Raw genomic sequence first — 16,478 nt, forward strand, 5'->3', positions numbered from 1 at the left:
CAACAAAGTTGTCATCGTTGCGCACTCATCGCTGGGAACTCATCGGGTTTCCATCAGTTTTCTGACCCGCTTTCAGGTTGGACGGTTTTTGCTGCAGCTACCAGGGGTACCTGCAACGGGCTGGCATCCTGCTTGCCTGCCATGATCCGGCGTTCGACGGCGGTGGACCCGGTTGCCCCATTGAGGGCCCTTCCGAATGCTCGCCGCTTGACCGCCAGGGCCAGGCACGCTTCGCTGGGGTGCAGCCATGCACCCCTGCCAGCCATCCGGCGTCGTTCGTCTACCAGCACTGCGGTGGAACCGCTGCCTTCGGCGACGAGCCGGAGTAACTCAGACCGCGGTGCCTGCTTCCGGCATCCGATGCAGGTACGCTGCGGTTGATCCTCGGTGTGAAGCACTTCTGCCACGGTGAGTATCTTCCTGACGTTCATAACTGCTGGCCCTGAGGCCCCAACCGCATCGGCGGAACGGGAATTCTCAGGGCACACGAATACCGGCCGTTAGGCGCGGTCATGTCTATTCTAGCCCCCGGGGCAGTTCTGCCCGAAACCGGGGCTTCGGCCGAAGGTATCCGCCGCCGGCCGCCGCCCCGGAACCGGATTAGCTTTCGCGCGCCGGGGCAGCGTCCGAGACGATATCGATTCGCCAGCCCGTCAGCTTGGCCGCCAGCCGGGCGTTCTGGCCCTCTTTGCCGATGGCCAGCGAGAGCTGGTAGTCCGGGACCACCACACGCGCGGAGCGGGTGGCCTCGTCCACGATGGTGACCGAATTCACACGCGAGGGGGAAAGTGCACTGGCAATAAACGTTGCCGGATCCTCGCTGAAGTCGACGATGTCGATTTTTTCGTCGTTCAGTTCCGTCATAACGGCGCGGACGCGGGAACCCATTTCGCCGATGCAGGCGCCCTTGGCGTTGATGCCCTGGGTGTGGGCCTTGACCGCGATCTTGGTACGGTGGCCGGCCTCGCGGGCCAGTGCCACGATCTCCACAGAGCGGTCCGCGATCTCCGGGACCTCCAGTTCGAAGAGCTTCCGGACGAGGCCCGGGTGTGAACGGGACAGGGTGACGGACGGGCCCTTGGTGCCGCGGTGGACATCGATAACGATGGCGCGGAGCCGGTTGCCGTGGATGTACTTCTCCCCCGGCACCTGTTCGGGCGGCGGCAGCAGGGCCTCCACCGAACCCAGGTTGACCTGGATCATGTGCGGGTTGTTGCCCTGCTGGATCAGGCCGGCCACAAGTTCACCCTCGCGGCCCTTGAACTCACCCAGGATGGCGTCGTCCTCGACGTCGCGCAGGCGCTGCAGGATGATCTGGCGTGCGGTGCTCGCCGCGATACGGCCGAAGCCGGCAGGAGTGTCCTCGAACTCGCCGATGGGGGCGCCGTCGTCGTCGATCTCCACTGCCCAGATGGTTACGTGGCCGCTCTTGCGGTCCAGCTCGGCCCGGGCCTTCTCGAAGGCGCCGGGCGATTTGTGGTACGCCACCAGGAGCGCCTGCTCGATGGTGGGGATCAGGAGGTCCAGCGGAATTTCGCGCTCACGCTCCAGTAGTCTCAGCGCGCTCATGTCAATATCCATCAGGCCTCCTCAGAAGGTCCATTGTGCTCAGGTTCCAGACCAGCTTCTTCGAGGTGGCTGAATTCGATCTCGACTTTTCCGTTGCGGATCCTGTCGAAAGGAAGAATCTGGGGCTCGCCCTGCTTGGGCTTCATGCCCTTCTTGACGGCGATCTCCGGGATGATGGTGACGCCGGAATCGTCCACGGACTGGACCCTGCCGGTGACGTTTTCGCCCTGGATGACGTTGACCTTGACCATCCGGCCCCGGGCGCGGTGCCAGTGCCGGACTTCGGTGAGGGGACGCGCGACGCCCGGGGAGGAAACCTCGAGGTCGTAGGGGCGCCCGTCGTCTGCGGGATCATTGTCCAGGACGTCGGAGAGGACCCTGGAGATGTCCGCGATGACATCGAGGTTTACGCCGCCGGTTTCCTCCTGCGGCAGGTCAACCACCACGTGGACCACGCGGTGTGAACCGGCCAGGATGGATACGTCCTCGAGGTACAGGCGGTTGGCCTGGACCGCCGGTTCCAACAGCGCCCGGAGCCTGACGGCTTCGGGATTGTTGGCGGGCGCAGCTTCAGCCGTACCCGTTCCGGTAGCGTCTGATGAAGTCGTGGCTTCTGCATTACTCACGATGCCGGCCGCCTTCCAATAGATGATGTTGTGACTACTAGCCTAACGATTTTCCGGCCACAGTGGTGCACGAAGATTGGCATCAGGCGTGAGAACATGGTCTGTTGTGAAAGACGACACGCAGAAATCCGGCCGCCGCAGGCGTTATTTCCAGTACGCCGTTTTTGCGCTGGCCGCCCTTCTGGTGGTGAGCCTCGGATTGGTGCTCATCCCCCGCGAACCGTCCCCGCCTGCGGCGCCGCCGTTTTCCGAGCAGGCAAGGGCATCCGCGTTCGCGGATTCCCTGACCCTCAGGGCCGCTGGCCTGGACCTCGAAGGCACTGCCGGCGCCACTGCGCCGGCCCCACAAGCGGCCGCCCTGGCCCGGATTGTGACTTTGCTGACTGTCCAGGCCCGGGCGTTGATGCTGCCGGCTGATGCGGCCGATCCTGCCCTGGACCGTGCGGCTACTGCCCCCGTCCCTGCCCCGTCCACAGCGCTGGCCACCGTCACGCCGCCGTCCACCACCGCGGACTTCGCCGCTGCCCTCCAGGCAAGCGGGGCACAGCGGCTCCACGATGCCGAAACGGCCGACGGCGGCATGGCCCGCCTTCTCGCCGGCACCGGAACTGCCCAGCTTCTGGCTGCAGAGGACCTGGCCTCGGCGACCGGGATCGCGTTGGCTGCACTTCCGGGTTCTGGCCCCTCCTCCCCCGCATCGCCGGCCGCGGTAGCGTCCTTTACGGCTTCACGCGCCGCCAGCTGCGCCAGCGAAGCAGCCGCCAGCACTGGCGTGAACCTCGGTTCCGCCTTGTCCTTAGCCGTGGAGGGCGAGCTGGAACTGGTCTACGCGTATCAGGCCGCGCTGACCAGGCTTAACTCCGGGTCTGCGGGTCCGGCGTCGAACTTCCTGGCCCAGCACACCGCCCTCCGGGGCGAGGCGGAGGCCATGGGCAGGTCCCGCTGTGCCGCGGTACCCTCGAGGCAGCCCGGCTATGTCCTGAGCCAGGCGTTCCTGGCCGACCCTGCAGCGGGGCTGGGAACACTGGAGGCGGGGACCCTTCCGGTGCTCGGCGACGTGGTGGCGCTCAGCGACGGGCGCGACCGCAGATGGGCACTCTCGGCGCTTCAGTCGGCGGCCCGGCGGACCGTCTATTGGGGTGCGTCGCCAGGCCCGGTCCCCGGCGTGGTCCTGGACGAAGCACTCCTGCCGCCACTGCCGGAGCCTGTATCAACTCCCGGAACTTCCACAACCAGCACTCCCGGCAATTCGTAGCCAAGGCACGGCACACTGGCCAGCCGCAGGCACTAATGCTTTGCTGGAGGCATGGACAGTGCCGGTGCCCCCGCCCTTCATGAGAATGAGCCCCACCAAAACGACGTCGCTCAGCGCCTGAACTGGCTGCGAGCCGGCGTGCTGGGTGCCAATGACGGCATCGTCTCGGTCGCCGCAATCGTGGTGGGCGTCGCCGGTGTCACCACGCAGTCCGGACCGATCCTCGTCGCCGGCATGGCCGGTTTGGTGGGCGGAGCAGTATCCATGGCCTTGGGCGAGTACGTGTCCGTCAGCAGCCAGAAGGACAGCCAGCAGGCCCTGATCGAAAAGGAACGCCTGGAGCTGCAGGAACAGCCCGAGGAAGAACTGGAGGAACTTGCGGCGATCTACCAGGGCAAGGGCCTGAGTGTGGACACAGCCTTGGCAGTGGCCAGGGAGCTGACGGCCCACGATGCCCTGGGCGCGCACCTCTCCGCCGAACTGAACATCGACGAAACAGACATTGTGAGCCCCTGGAATGCAGCCTTTGCTTCGGCGATTGCGTTCGTCACCGGCGCCATCCTGCCGATGGCCGCCATCCTGCTGCCACCGGAGAGCATCCGGGTCCCCCTGACGTTCGCGGCCGTGCTGGCGGCCCTCGCTGCCACCGGGGCGCTGGGAGCCTGGATCGGTGGCGGTTCGAAGCTGCGGGCCGCCGCCAGGGTGGTGGCGGGCGGGGCTTTGGCCTTGGCTGCCACGTTCACCATCGGCAACCTGCTTGGCGCAAGCGGCGTCCTGTGACTGTCCAAATTGGCGTACCGATCCCGCCAGCCCTCAGCGGGCGTTACAGCCACAGCAGCGCGGGACGGGCCTGGCTTTCCTCCCTTCCGGGACTGGTGCAGGGGCGGCTGGAGCATTGGGAACTGGCTGTTGACCTGGAAGACGGTGCCCTCCCGTGGCATGGCCACGGCGGCGTGGTGGTTCCAGTCCGCCGGACGGACGGGACTCCGGCGGCGCTCAAGATCGCGTTTCCCCACGATGAGGCACGGGTGGAACGCCATGCGCTGGCGCTGTGGGGTGGCTCCGGCGCCGTCCGGCTGTTGGAATCCGACGCCGGAACGTGCGCCATGCTGCTTGAGCGGCTGAATGCGGACTCCTCGCTCCAGACCCTTCCGCTGGATCAAGCGGCGGTGGCGTGGGGCAGCACCATGCGGCAGTTGGGCCTGGTGCCGGACGGCCGGCCGCAGTGGCAGGAGTTCGATCACATCGCCGGGCGGGCCGAACAGTGGAGCGATGACCTGCCCGCCGACTGGGAACAGCAGGGCCGCCCGTTCCCGCGCTGGCTACTGGAGGCGGCCCTGGAAGTCTGCCAGACCCGCGGCGCCGTTGGCCGCCGCTCGGGCCGCGATGTCCTGGTCCATACGGACCTGCATTTCCTGAACATCCTGGCCCGGCCCCACACCATCAGCGGAGGGCTGCCCGGGGAGGCCTTCGTCGCCATCGACCCGCAGCCCATGATCGGCGAACCGGAGTTCGCTGTGGCACCGCTGCTGTGGAACCGCCTCGGCGACCTGCCCCGGAGCGATCCGGCCGGAGGGTTGAGGCGGCGGTGCCAGGACTTCAGCGCCGCGGCCGGCCTCGACGCCGAAGCTGCGCGCCAGTGGGCCGTGGCACGCGAAGTGGAGAACGCCCTCTGCTACGCGTCCTTGCCGCGCCACCAGGGAGATCTGGCCCGGTCACTCTGGGTGGCCAGCACCCTTGCCGGGCGGACCCTCGATGGTCTCCCCTCTGCGCACGCCCTGCCTGAGCCGGGGCAGGGCGACAGCTGAGCGACGGGTGCCTCCCCGGGCAGGACGGATGTCTTCCGTGCGGGACAGTGCCCCCCCGGTGGTCGCGTAGGGCCTCGCCGGCGGTCAGCCAGCTGCCCGCACAGCCGCCAAAGCGGAGCTGACCGCTTCGACGGCAGTGCCGACGTCGTCCGCGTCAGTGCTCCAGTTGCTGACCGAGACGCGCAGGACATCCCTGCCCTGCCAGTGTGAACCGGACATCCAGACCTTGCCGTCCTCGATCACCCGGGCTGTCACGGCGCGCGTGGTGGCATCGTCCCCGAAGGCGAGCGAAACCTGCGTGTAGTCCACCGTGTTGAGCACCTCGACGCCGTCCACGTCGGCCAGGCGGCTGCCGATCTGCGAAGCGGCGTCGGCGAGCCCGCGGACCTGGGCTGCCACGCCGTCCCGGCCCAGGGAGCGGAGGGCGGCCCACACCGGTACTCCGCGGCCGCGGCGGGACAGCTCCGGCGCTTTTTCGAACGGGTCGCCCGGGCCCTCGACGTCGTGGATCAGGTAGCTGGTGTGCTGCAGTCCCATGGCGCTGCGCAGCGCTGCCGAATCCCTGACGATGGCAATACCGCAGTCGTACGGGACGTTGAGGGTCTTGTGCGCGTCGGTCCCCCACGAATCGGCCAGGGCCATGCCGCGGGTGAGGTCCGCGAATTCCGGCACGGCCGCGGCCCACAGCCCGAACGCGCCGTCCACATGCACCCAAGCACCGTGCCGCCGGGCAACCTCGATGGCCGCGTCGAAGGGGTCGAAGGCTCCGGAGTGGAGGTTGCCGGCCTGGAGGCAGACCAGCGCGGGCCCGGACCCTTCCGACAGCAGCCGGTCCAGCTCCACCGCCAGGAGCCTGCCTTGGGCATCTGCGGGGACCGCCACGGGCCGGCCGAGGCCGAGGTACCGCAGGCCCAGGTCAATGGTCTCGTGGCGCTCCTGGCCCACAAAGCACCTGATCCGAGGGGCGCCGGCCAGGCCATCGCCGTCGAGGTCCCAGCCGGCATCGGCCAGCAACCGCCACCGGGCAGCGGCCAGCCCGGTGAGTTGGCCATGGTGGCACCCGTGGTGAAGCCGACGTCGGATTCCGCCGGCAGCCCGAGAAGGTCCAGCAGCCAGTGGCCGGCTCCTTCTTCGATGGCGGCTATGGCGGGGGTGGCGTAACGCAGGCCCGCGTTCTGGTCCCACGCGCTGACCAGCCAGTCCGCGGCCAGGGCGGCAGGCAACGTCCCGCCGATCACCCAGCCGAAGAAGCGCCCGGAGGGCATGGCCATCAGCCCCGGTTCGGCCTTGTCCGCCAGGTACTCGACTACGTCAGCAGCGGGCATTCCCTCCGCCGGGAGAGGTCCCGCGAAGGCAGCCGCGAGATCGTGGGCGCTTTGGGCGGGCCCGACGCGCCTGTCCGGCAGGCTCGCCAGCCACTCGGCGGCGCGACGGGCCGCGGCTGACAACGCTTCCGAATAGGGTTCCCCGCCTGCGGACATACCTGCATGGTACGCCCGGCCAAGCAGGGCTGCGACGGATACAGGCTACGCGGGTTCCGCCACCCCGGTCAGGCGAAGTTTTCCTGCCAAACGTCGACGCCGAGTTTGATGATCAGGGCGCCCACCACCAGCAGGAATACAACGCGGATGAAGCGGCTTCCCTGCTTTACGGCGGTCCGCGCGCCCAGGTAGCCGCCCGCCATGTTGGCCAGGCCCAGCAGCAGCCCGACACCCCAGAGGATTGACCCATGGGGCAGGAAGAACAGCAGGGCGCCGGCGTTGGTGGCCATGTTCACGATCTTGGCTTTGGCGCTTGCTTCCAGGAAGGCATAGCCCATGGCCGAGACGAGCGCGATGATGAGGAAGGAGCCGGTGCCCGGACCAATCAGGCCGTCATAGAAGCCAATCACGGCCCCGATCATGCATGCCACCACGTAGTGCCTACGGCCATCGTGCCGCAGCACGGTGAGGTCACCGACGTTGGGCTTCAGCGCCGTAAAAAGCGCCACGACGACCAGCGCCACCACGATGACCGCCTTGAAGACACTCGCCGGCAGCGTGGCGGCGAGCACCGCCCCGGCGAAGCTGCCGGCAAGGGCGATCACCGCCATGGGCACGGCTGTCCGAAGGTCCGGTTTCACCCGCCCGTAGAACGTCACCGCACTCGTTGCGGTGCCGAAAATTGACCCCATCTTGTTGGTGGCCAAGGCCTGGACCGGCGTAATCCCGGGTACCAGCAGCATGGCCGGCAGCTGGAGCAGACCGCCGCCGCCCACCACGGCGTCCACCCAGCCGGCAGCAAATCCAGCCACCACAATCAGGATGATTGTGGTGAGCTGGATCGACTCGAACCCGGAAATCACCGCCGCAGGTCAGCTGCGGACGGCGGTGACCACATAGTCAACGGCCTTGTCCACGGCCACGTTCTCCGCTTCGCCGCTGCGGCGGTCCTTGATCTCGACAACGCCGTCCACCAGGCCGCGGCCGACGGCCAGGATGGTGGGGACGCCGACGAGTTCCGCGTCGCCGAACTTTACGCCCGGGGAGACCTTCGGCCGGTCATCGTAGATGACGTCCAGGCCGGCGGCCTCGAGTTCCAGGGCCAGCTGCTCGGCGGTGGCAAAGATTTCCTCGCCGCGGCCGACAGCCACTACATGGACATCGGCGGGGGCAACGGCGCGGGGCCAGACCAGACCCTTGTCATCGTGGTTGGATTCGGCCAGTGCGGCGACGGCACGGGTGACACCAACACCGTAAGAGCCCATGGTAACCACCACCTGCTTGCCGTTCTGGTCCAGGACCTTCAGCTCAAGGGCCTCAGCGTATTTGCGGCCCAGCTGGAAGATGTGGCCCATTTCGATGCCGCGGGCCGTCTCCAGCGGACCGGAGCCGTCCGGGGCCGGGTCACCCTCGCGGACGTCGGTGCACTCGATGACGCCGTTCCAGGTGAAGTCGCGGCCGGCGACCAGGCCGTACACGTGCTTTCCTGCTTCGTTGGCCCCGGTGATCCAGGCCGTGCCGCTGACAACGCGGGGATCCACCAGGTAGAGGAGCTTGGTTGAGCTTTCGCTGCCCAGCAGGGGTTGGTCCAGCGTCAGGCCGGGTCCAAGGTAGCCCTTGACGATGAGGGGCTGCTTCTTGAGGTCGTCGTCGTTGGCTGCTTCGAGCGTGATCTCGCCGCCGATGGGCAGGAAGGAACCGATGTTGGCTTCCACGCGCTTCAAGTCAACGCCGCGGTCACCCGGCAGGCCGATGACCACAAGCTGGCGCTCACCAGTGGGCAGGGTGACGGCAAGAACCACGTTCTTGAGGGTGTCGGCGCCAGTCCACGCGCCGCCGTCGGCCTCGCTCCGGGGAGCCAGTTCGTTGGACGCGGCAACCAGCGTGTCGATGGTGGGAGTGTTCGGGGTATCGAGGACCTCGGCGGCAGGGGCGTTGCTGAAGTCGATGTCGGCCGGAACAACGGTGGTGACGGCCTCAACGTTGGCTGCATAGCCGCCGGCGGAGCGCACGAAAGTGTCTTCGCCGATCTCGGTGGGGTGCAGGAACTCTTCGCTCTTGGACCCACCCATGGCGCCGGCGGTGGCCGCAACGGGAATGACTTCCAGGCCCAGGCGCGCAAAGATCTTCAGGTAGGCGCCACGGTGGGCGGCGTAGCTGGCGTCCAGGCCTGCGTCGTCCACGTCGAAGGAGTAGGAATCCTTCATGATGAACTCGCGGCCGCGCAGCAGGCCCGCGCGGGGGCGTGCTTCGTCGCGGTATTTGTTCTGGATCTGATACAGGCTCAGGGGCAGGTCCTTGTAGGACGAGTACAGGTCCTTGACCAGAAGCGTGAACATTTCCTCGTGCGTGGGGGCCAGCAGGTAGTCGGCACCCTTACGGTCCTGGAGCCGGAACAGACCTTCGCCGTATTCGGTCCAGCGGTTGGTGACCTCGTAGGGCTCGCGCGGCAGCAGCGCCGGGAAGTGGACTTCCTGGGCACCGATGGCATCCATTTCCTCGCGGACGACGGCCTCGACCTTGCGCAGCACACTCAGCCCCAGCGGAAGCCAGGTGTAGATGCCGGGCGCCGCGCGGCGGATGTAGCCGGCCCGGACCAGGAGCCGGTGGCTGGCGACCTCAGCGTCGACGGGATCTTCACGCAAGGTGCGCAGGAAAAGCTTGGACATTCTTGTGACCACGGGTGGGTTATCCGTTTCTGGGGAGTAGCTGCTGGAAAGCAGGGCCGGGCAATTCTTCTGGGTACTAATCTACCGGCTATCGACGGCACGCCAGGCGGCGGAACCTGAGCCGGGCCAGAGACCGCAGGGGCGGGACGCAATAGAGCCACGCCCTGCATGCAAAGCCCCTGGCCGTAAACGGCTGGTCATTACATGCGGACGTGGCTCCATGGCCGTTGACGCCTAGGTACTGGTGAGGACTGGTGAGACCGCCCACCCACTCCAGCGCAGCTAGATCGAACATATGTGATAGCCGACACATCCACAAGGGTTTTTCCATTCGAAGTAATTGACGGCCGCCTTTGGCAGGTCTAGTTTGAATTCATCACCTGGTGAATTCAAACGCGGACTCCCAGCATTCGGAGGCATTAATGTCCCATTCAGCAGCTACCGCCCCGGCCGTCACGGAAGCCAGCATCGCTGTGGCCGCCACCACCCTGCACGTCACACGGGGAAAGGTTCCCGTCCTGCGCGGCTTGGACTTTGCCATCCAGGCAGGCGAGATCACCGGGCTGCTGGGCCCGTCCGGCAGCGGCAAGACCACCCTCATGCGGGCCATCATGGGCGTGCAGGTGCTCACGTCCGGCTCGGTCCAAGTGCTGGGGCTGCCCGCCGGGCACCCTGGCCTGCGACACCGGGTGGGTTATGTGACCCAGTCCCCCAGCGTGTATCCGGACCTCACGGTCGAAGCCAATGTCCGCTACTTCGGCGCCATGCACCGCAAGGGCCGCGCCGAGGCCGCAGAGGCGATCGCCGCCGTCGGGCTTGAACCGCAGGCCAGGCAGAAAACCGGTGACCTCTCCGGCGGACAGCTGAGCCGGGTGTCGTTGGCCTGTGCCCTGGTGGCTCGCCCCAGTCTGCTGGTCCTGGATGAGCCAACCGTGGGCCTTGATCCGGTGCTCCGGGCTGACCTGTGGGACCGTTTCCGGTCCATGGCCGAGTCCGGGACCACCCTGCTGGTTTCCAGCCATGTGATGGAGGAAGCCAGCCATTGCGGATCACTCCTCCTGCTGCGGGAAGGAAAGCTCCTGGCGCAGCTGACGCCGGCGGAATTGAGTCAACGCGGGCACAGTGCCGATCTGGAGAAGGCTTTCCTGCACATCATCCAGGACGCCGCCAAAGTGCCCAGCGGTTCCCCCGAAAGGACGGTACGGTCATGAACCTGTTGATGCTGTTGGCCACCACCCGGCGCGTCCTGGACCAGCTCCGGCACGACCACCGCAGCATCGCGCTGATCCTGGTGGTCCCTGCGCTGCTGCTCACCGCCGTGTACTTTCTCTATGAGAATGAAACGCTGCCGCCGGGCGTTCCCAGGACTTTTGACCGGGTTGGCCTGATGATGCTGGCGATCTTCCCGTTTGTGGTGATGTTCCTGGTTACGTCCATCACGATGCTGCGGGAACGCACCTCGGGGACCCTGGAACGGCTGCTGACCACTCCCATCCACAAGGCCGACCTGCTGTTCGGCTACGGGCTGGCATTTTCCATCATGGCCGCCCTGCAGTCGCTGGTGGCTACCGCCGTCGCCTACTGGATCTTCGGGCTCGACATCCAAGGCAGCCCTGGACTGGTGGTCATGATTGCCGTGATCAATGCGGTTCTTGGCGTCGCGCTGGGGCTGCTCTGTTCGGCCTTCGCCCGGACGGAATTCCAGGCCGTGCAGTTCATGCCGGTGGTGGTAGTCCCGCAGATCCTGCTCTGTGGCCTCTTTGTGGCCCGCGAAAGGATGAACGAGGCCCTCGAGGCTGTGTCGAATGTCCTTCCATTGACTTTTTCGGTGGATGCACTGCAGGAGATCGCCGCCAACACCGAGCCCACAGACCAGCTGTGGATGGATGCCGGAGTCATCGTGGCCATTGTCCTGGCGGTCCTGGTGCTCGCATCCCTGACCCTGCGGCGGCGGACCGCGTGAACGGACAGCATGATCCGGCGGACGCCCCGGGTCCCGCAGGCAGCGCGGCTGGTACGGGCCGGCGGGGCCGGCGCGGCGGGGCAACCGAGTCGAGGGAACAGATCCTGGACACAGCCCGGCGGCTTTTCGCCGAACACGGTTTCGAAGGGACCAGCCTGCGCCAGATCGCCCGGGAAACCGGCGTGGACCCCGCCATGGTCCACCATTTCTTCAAGGGCAAGGACGAGCTTTTTGCGCTGAGTGTGGCACTGCCGGCCGACCCGGAGAAGGTCCTGGCGGGCGTTGACGGCTACTCGCCAGAGGACCGGGCAGAGGCGATCGTGCGGGCCGTGCTGCGCTTGTGGGAGAGCCCGGCCCAGCACAGTCTGGTGGCCTTCCTCAGAGGAACCATCGGCTCCAAGGCCAAGACGTTGCTGCTGCGGGAACTGGTGCAGCGGACCATCCTCAGCCGGATCATGGCAGGAGTCCCCGGCCCGCCCGAAGAAGTGGCCATGCGCGGAAACCTTGTGGCCACGCAGATGGTTGGCGTGATGCTGGTCCGGTATGTGGTGCGGCTGGAACCGCTCGCGTCTTCCTCCCCCGATGACGTTGTGCGGCTCGTGGCTCCGAACGTCCAGCACTACCTGACGGGTGACCTGAAAGCTGACGGGTGAACCGGTGGCGGGCGCGGCCTGAAAGGCGGCGACGCTGAGGCCAGTGACGTGGAGGCTAGAACAGAACGGTAGCGAAGGTACCAACCTGGCGGAAGCCCACACGCTCGTACGTGGACCGCGCCCGGAGGTTGAATCCGTTGACGTACAGGCTGGTGATGGGGGCAAGCGTGCGCGCCTTCTCCACCACGGCAGCCATGTAGCCGGCGCTCAGACCCTGTCCGCGGTAACCGGGGTTCATCCATACACCCTGGATCTGCGTGACGTCGGCTGTCACAGCACCCAGTTCGGCCTTGAACACAACGTCGCCGGAGTCGTTGACGTGTGCCAATGAATGGCCTTGCCGGATGAGGCCTTCCACGCGGCGGCTGTAGAACTCCTTGCCCCCGAGGAACGGCGAGTAGCCCACTTCCTCTTCGAACATGGCGGCGCAGGCGGGAAGGATCCGGTCAAAATCGGCCAGCCGGCCAAGCCCCAGATCCGCGTTCGGCTCCACCGATGGCGGCCCGCACAGCGTCATCAGCGGCTGTTCATCCCGCACCTCGTGGGCCGCATGCCCCAGTTCAGCCAGCTCAGCATGGAGGGCAAGGACAGCATCTGCGGGGCCAAAGGCGGAGGCGAATCGGCGGCCGGAATTGCTTGCTGCGGCAGCGACAAGCCCGGCAAATTCGGGGTTAAGCTGGACCGGGACCAGGTTTGCCCCTGCCCAGCACGCGCCGACCAGGATGCCGTCGTCGAAAACTCCCAGGACGCCGGCACCACCAGCGGTGGGCGCGGCAGAGCCCGCCGCCCGGAGGTGCGCCAGGATAAAGACATTGGCCACCGGATCCTGCGACGCTAGGCGCCGCAGGGCAGCGGTGTCCGCGCCGGCGAGGGTCCGGACAGATATTCCCGCCGGCGCCGCGTCCTCTTTATGAGACGCTAACCACGGGGCTACCCTTGACAGCATCTTCGCCATCGGCCTCCCCCATCTCTTCAGCTATGCGCATGGCCTCTTCGATCAGTGTCTCAACAATCTCGCTCTCAGGCACAGTCTTAATGACTTGGCCCTTCACAAAGATCTGCCCCTTGCCATTGCCGGACGCCACACCCAGATCGGCTTCGCGGGCTTCGCCCGGTCCATTGACAACACAGCCCATCACTGCCACGCGGAGCGGAATTTCCATGCCTTCCAGCCCTGCGGTGACCTGTTCGGCGAGGGTGTACACGTCCACCTGGGCGCGGCCGCATGACGGGCAGGAGACGATTTCCAGTTTGCGCGGACGCAGGTTCAGGGACTGGAGGATCTGGTTGCCCACCTTGATTTCCTCCACCGGAGGCGCCGACAGGGAAACCCGGATGGTGTCGCCGATGCCCCTGGCCAGGAGCGCCCCGAAGGCTGTGGCGGACTTGATGGTGCCCTGGAAGGCGGGCCCGGCTTCGGTGACGCCCAGGTGCAGGGGCCAGTCGCCCTGCTCAGCCAGCATCTCGTAGGCAGCAACCATAATGACCGGGTCGTTGTGCTTGACCGAGATCTTGAAGTCGTTGAAACCGTGCTCTTCGAACAGCGACGCTTCCCAGACGGCGGATTCCACGAGTGCCTCGGGGGTGGCCTTGCCGTACTTCTTCAGGATGCCGGGCTCCAGCGATCCGGCGTTGATGCCGATCCGGATGGAGGTCCCGTGGTCCTTCGCCGCGCGAGCGATTTCCTTGACCTGGTCATCGAACTTGCGGATATTGCCCGGGTTCACCCGCACTGCCGCGCAGCCGGCCTCAATCGCCGCGAAGACGTACTTCGGCTGGAAGTGGATGTCCGCAATGACAGGGATCTGGGACTTGCGAGCGATGATGGGCAGGGCCTCGGCATCATCGGCCGACGGGCAGGCGACGCGCACGATGTCGCAACCGGAGGCGGTGAGTTCCGCGATCTGCTGCAGGGTGGCGTTGATGTCCGTGGTGGGCGTGGTGGTCATGGACTGCACACTGATGGGCGAGTCCGAACCGACACCGACGGAACCGACCTTGATCTGCCGCGTCTTGCGGCGGGGGGCGAGAACGGGCGGCGGTGCTGACGGCATTCCCAGGCTGACCGAGGTCACGTGGACTCCTTGGGTAGGTGTTTCGGTAGTAAAAAAGGGTCCGGGAATCAGGATGCGTGCGCGGCCAGGAGGCCGATCACGGGAGTCCACTCGGTTGTCCGGATCCCGGCAATGGTTCCGGCGACGGCGAACGGGTCCTGCTTGAGGAGATCGTTCAACTGGGTTTCGTCCTGGACCTTGAAGATCAGCAGGGCGCCTGCCCCGTCACCGTAGGGTCCGCTGGTCAGCAGCTGGCCCCCGTCCGCCAGACCCGCCAGCCAGGCGCGGTGCGCGGGGCGGTGATCATCACGGACGGCGGAGGAATCGGCGGCGTACACATACTCAACGGCAAAAACAGTCATAAAGACACCCTATCCCCAGGGGTGGGCTGTCGCCGATCCGGGCAGTCAGCAAGAGTCACTGCAGGAACACTACCTTGATCACTGCCGCCGTTCCCGCAGCCCACAGCATGGACGTGAGCGTTCCGATGATGAACCGCTCCGCAGCGACGGGGGTCTCCTTCAATTCGGCGAACCTGCCCAGGCCCTTGATGGCCACGATGTAGGCAATGGCCACCGGCTGTCCGGTCAGGATGGCCACGCAGACGCCCAACCGTTCCAGGACTCCGATGATTGCCCCACCCCGCAGGATCCGCTGGGCCGGCAGCGCCGGCGCCACCTGAGGAACGTCCGACGGCGGCTGGCCGCCACCCGTAGTCAGCTCGCCGTCGACGGTTTGCCCCGTACTGGCCCGCGGGGCTTCCGAAACGGCGTCTACCGTGACGTCGGCTGAAGGGTCCTGGGCTGACGCGTCCTGGTCCGACTTGGTGGCCGCGTCCGCTTTGTCGTCAATGGTCCTGGCGAGCCGGAACACCAGTGCGGTCACAGGCCATCCTGCGAATCCGGCCACCAACAGGGCAACTGCGATCCAGAGTGCGTTCACCGGTCTCCTTCAATCTGGGAATGGGCGTGGTCCAGGAGCATGGCCGCGGCAGGCCTGGCGGCCCATTCCTCAAGCCAGCCGGACCTGAGCACAGCACGGCTCACCGATTGCTCCGTGATTCCCAGTTCCTGGGCCACGTGTTTCTGGCTGCCGTGCTTTCCATCGCCGCCCTGGAGCGCGCGCAACCGGTCCACCACCCGCCACTGGGCTGGTGTGCGTTGCTGCACCACCCGTCCGATCAGGCGAAGCACCGCCTGGGCATTTGCACTGGTCATGGCTCCCTCCTTGGCGTGGGGAGGCATCTCCCGTCCACGGCCAATACTGCCGGACACCACCGACAATGGCACCTGACCAGCCGAGCCCTTGGCGAGTTCCACGGCCTTTCGTGCTGCCACAAAGCCGCTCCCGGAACCTTCCCGGGGGCTTCCGCCCGGGGTGAGCTGTACGGCCCCGATCCCGATCCCGACGTACCAATGCCCGCTCCGGAGTGCGTACAAGGCGATCTCCACTACGTCCTCGGCATGTTCCACCACACCCTGGAGTTCATCACCCACGGACCGTTCGAAGGGCGCCGCTGTGAGGCTGCGCAGTGCGGCGATCAGATCGGGAACACGGTCGACGTCGGCAGTGCTGCCTCGCTGGTCGATGGTCAGTACGTACATGCCCTAACCGTACGCAGGTGATCACTCATAATCAATCAAAAATAGCTGATTATTAAATATCAGCCAATAAAGGCTGATTGGCGAGAATCACCCGATCCGATCAGGCGCTGTCGTGGCCTGCCGGGATCCGCTCCAGGCGATCCACCCACCGGCGCCTGCCATCAGTACGGCCCCGGCGGCCTGGGACGGCAGGCTGCTTCCCGTGGTTGCCTGCCCCAGGACAACGCCCAGGACGTAGAACACCACAGCGCCGGCCGCCCAGAGGGCCCCGGCCCAGCGCGGCAGCACGTGGGAACGCCATACCGCGATCCCCAGCAGCACCGTGCCAACGAATGCGAGCAGCAGGCCCAGCAGGAACGCCCCGGTCATGGACGCCGGGAATTCCAGCTGCATCACGTCCTGGTTTCCGCCCAGGTATGCCTTTCCGATGGCGGGGGTGGCAAACGTGGAAATCACCGCCGGCACAAGCAGCAAAGCCGTGCCGGCAACAGCTGTGACCATCGAGGCGATTGCCAGGCGCCCCGTCCTGCTGTTGGCCATGGAACAGCCCAAAGCAAAGAAACCGAACAGGGCCAGGATGGTGCCTGCGGTACTGCCGAAAAGATGGCTGATCTGGTACGCATCGGAGCTGACGAAACGGGCCCACGCCTCCGGGTCCTTCGCCTGGTCCGGCTGCGGGTCCAGCGTGGACCAGGCAGTGACAAGCCACGAGACAGGCAGCGCCCACAACCCGGCCCGGATCCAGCGGCTGATGCTCTTTGATTGGACGGCGAACGTGCCCATGTTTCATGGTAGA

Annotated in this window: 17 protein-coding genes and 1 pseudogene; 6 read left to right on the forward strand and 12 right to left on the reverse strand. The window is 66.3% G+C overall.

Features of this window, described 5'->3' with window-relative positions; all coding sequences use genetic code 11:
* Positions 1-53 precede the first annotated feature (53 nt).
* The 3 genes from AU252_RS03290 to rimP form a co-directional block, all read right to left on the reverse strand.
* Complete coding sequence (locus AU252_RS03290) at positions 54-431, reverse strand: YlxR family protein (protein WP_058929499.1); 378 nt, start codon at positions 429-431, stop codon at positions 54-56.
* Positions 432-600: 169 nt separating this feature from the next.
* Positions 601-1,581, reverse strand: a complete 981-nt coding sequence (nusA, locus tag AU252_RS03295; protein ID WP_058929500.1) for a transcription termination factor NusA — start codon at positions 1,579-1,581, stop codon at positions 601-603.
* Positions 1,581-2,195, reverse strand: coding sequence for a ribosome maturation factor RimP (gene rimP / locus AU252_RS03300; protein WP_058929501.1), 615 nt, complete (start codon positions 2,193-2,195; stop codon positions 1,581-1,583). The genes nusA and rimP overlap by 1 nt, the downstream gene beginning before the upstream one ends.
* A gap of 106 nt (positions 2,196-2,301) precedes the next feature.
* Here rimP and AU252_RS03305 point away from each other — a divergent pair, with 106 nt between their 5' ends.
* Genes AU252_RS03305 through AU252_RS03315 form a run of 3 tightly spaced genes read left to right on the forward strand, consistent with a single transcriptional unit; the run spans position 2,302 to position 5,258 of the window.
* Positions 2,302-3,450 (forward strand): DUF4439 domain-containing protein, encoded by a 1,149-nt coding sequence (locus tag AU252_RS03305; RefSeq protein ID WP_058929502.1) that lies wholly within the window; start codon positions 2,302-2,304, stop codon positions 3,448-3,450.
* 51 nt (positions 3,451-3,501) lie between these two features.
* Entirely contained in the window at positions 3,502-4,230 is a 729-nt protein-coding gene (locus tag AU252_RS03310; protein WP_058929503.1) for a VIT1/CCC1 transporter family protein, read from the forward strand.
* Entirely contained in the window at positions 4,227-5,258 is a 1,032-nt protein-coding gene (locus AU252_RS03315) for an aminoglycoside phosphotransferase family protein (RefSeq protein WP_058929504.1), read from the forward strand. The genes AU252_RS03310 and AU252_RS03315 overlap by 4 nt, the downstream gene beginning before the upstream one ends.
* Positions 5,259-5,342: 84 nt before the next feature.
* Here the strand turns inward: AU252_RS03315 and AU252_RS03320 are convergent.
* From AU252_RS03320 to AU252_RS03330, 3 genes and pseudogenes are all read right to left on the reverse strand, one after another.
* Positions 5,343-6,739: pseudogene (locus AU252_RS03320) on the reverse strand (pyridoxal phosphate-dependent decarboxylase family protein).
* A gap of 68 nt (positions 6,740-6,807) precedes the next feature.
* Positions 6,808-7,602 (reverse strand): sulfite exporter TauE/SafE family protein, encoded by a 795-nt coding sequence (locus AU252_RS03325; RefSeq protein ID WP_058929505.1) that lies wholly within the window; start codon positions 7,600-7,602, stop codon positions 6,808-6,810.
* Between the two features lie 9 nt (positions 7,603-7,611).
* Positions 7,612-9,420: a proline--tRNA ligase gene (locus AU252_RS03330; protein WP_058929506.1), complete on the reverse strand. Its 1,809-nt coding sequence runs from the start codon at positions 9,418-9,420 to the stop codon at positions 7,612-7,614.
* A 410-nt stretch (positions 9,421-9,830) separates the two neighbouring features.
* On the opposite strand from AU252_RS03330, the gene AU252_RS03335 reads away from it, so the two are divergent.
* From AU252_RS03335 to AU252_RS03345, 3 genes are read left to right on the forward strand one after another with little or no spacing between them, the layout of a single operon-like run.
* The gene (locus AU252_RS03335; RefSeq protein WP_058929507.1) at positions 9,831-10,619 is read left to right on the forward strand and encodes an ABC transporter ATP-binding protein; all 789 of its coding nucleotides are present in this window, start codon (positions 9,831-9,833) and stop codon (positions 10,617-10,619) included.
* A gap of 8 nt (positions 10,620-10,627) precedes the next feature.
* The gene (locus tag AU252_RS03340; protein WP_056348486.1) at positions 10,628-11,371 is read left to right on the forward strand and encodes an ABC transporter permease; all 744 of its coding nucleotides are present in this window, start codon (positions 10,628-10,630) and stop codon (positions 11,369-11,371) included.
* Entirely contained in the window at positions 11,368-12,024 is a 657-nt protein-coding gene (locus AU252_RS03345; protein ID WP_083510244.1) for a TetR family transcriptional regulator, read from the forward strand. Before AU252_RS03340 ends, AU252_RS03345 begins: the two co-directional genes overlap by 4 nt.
* 55 nt (positions 12,025-12,079) lie before the next feature.
* Here AU252_RS03345 and AU252_RS03350 read toward each other — a convergent pair whose 3' ends face one another.
* The 6 genes from AU252_RS03350 to AU252_RS03375 all read right to left on the reverse strand — a co-directional run bounded on the left by AU252_RS03350 (position 12,080) and on the right by AU252_RS03375 (position 16,465).
* The gene (locus AU252_RS03350; RefSeq protein WP_058929508.1) at positions 12,080-12,970 is read right to left on the reverse strand and encodes a GNAT family N-acetyltransferase; all 891 of its coding nucleotides are present in this window, start codon (positions 12,968-12,970) and stop codon (positions 12,080-12,082) included.
* On the reverse strand, positions 12,933-14,099 hold the full coding sequence (gene ispG / locus AU252_RS03355) for a flavodoxin-dependent (E)-4-hydroxy-3-methylbut-2-enyl-diphosphate synthase (protein WP_056348354.1): 1,167 nt from the start codon (positions 14,097-14,099) through the stop codon (positions 12,933-12,935). Before ispG ends, AU252_RS03350 begins: the two co-directional genes overlap by 38 nt.
* Before the next feature lie 47 nt (positions 14,100-14,146).
* Positions 14,147-14,440: a YciI family protein gene (locus AU252_RS03360; protein ID WP_058929509.1), complete on the reverse strand. Its 294-nt coding sequence runs from the start codon at positions 14,438-14,440 to the stop codon at positions 14,147-14,149.
* A gap of 55 nt (positions 14,441-14,495) precedes the next feature.
* Entirely contained in the window at positions 14,496-15,020 is a 525-nt protein-coding gene (locus AU252_RS03365; RefSeq protein ID WP_058929510.1) for a hypothetical protein, read from the reverse strand.
* A complete protein-coding gene (locus tag AU252_RS03370; protein ID WP_058929511.1) occupies positions 15,017-15,682 on the reverse strand; it encodes a MarR family transcriptional regulator in 666 nt (221 codons plus the stop codon). Before AU252_RS03370 ends, AU252_RS03365 begins: the two co-directional genes overlap by 4 nt.
* Positions 15,683-15,769: 87 nt before the next feature.
* Positions 15,770-16,465, reverse strand: a complete 696-nt coding sequence (locus AU252_RS03375) for a hypothetical protein (protein WP_058929512.1) — start codon at positions 16,463-16,465, stop codon at positions 15,770-15,772.
* Positions 16,466-16,478: the final 13 nt, after the last annotated feature.

Source organism: Pseudarthrobacter sulfonivorans (genome assembly GCF_001484605.1).
Lineage (GTDB): Bacteria > Actinomycetota > Actinomycetes > Actinomycetales > Micrococcaceae > Arthrobacter > Arthrobacter sulfonivorans_A.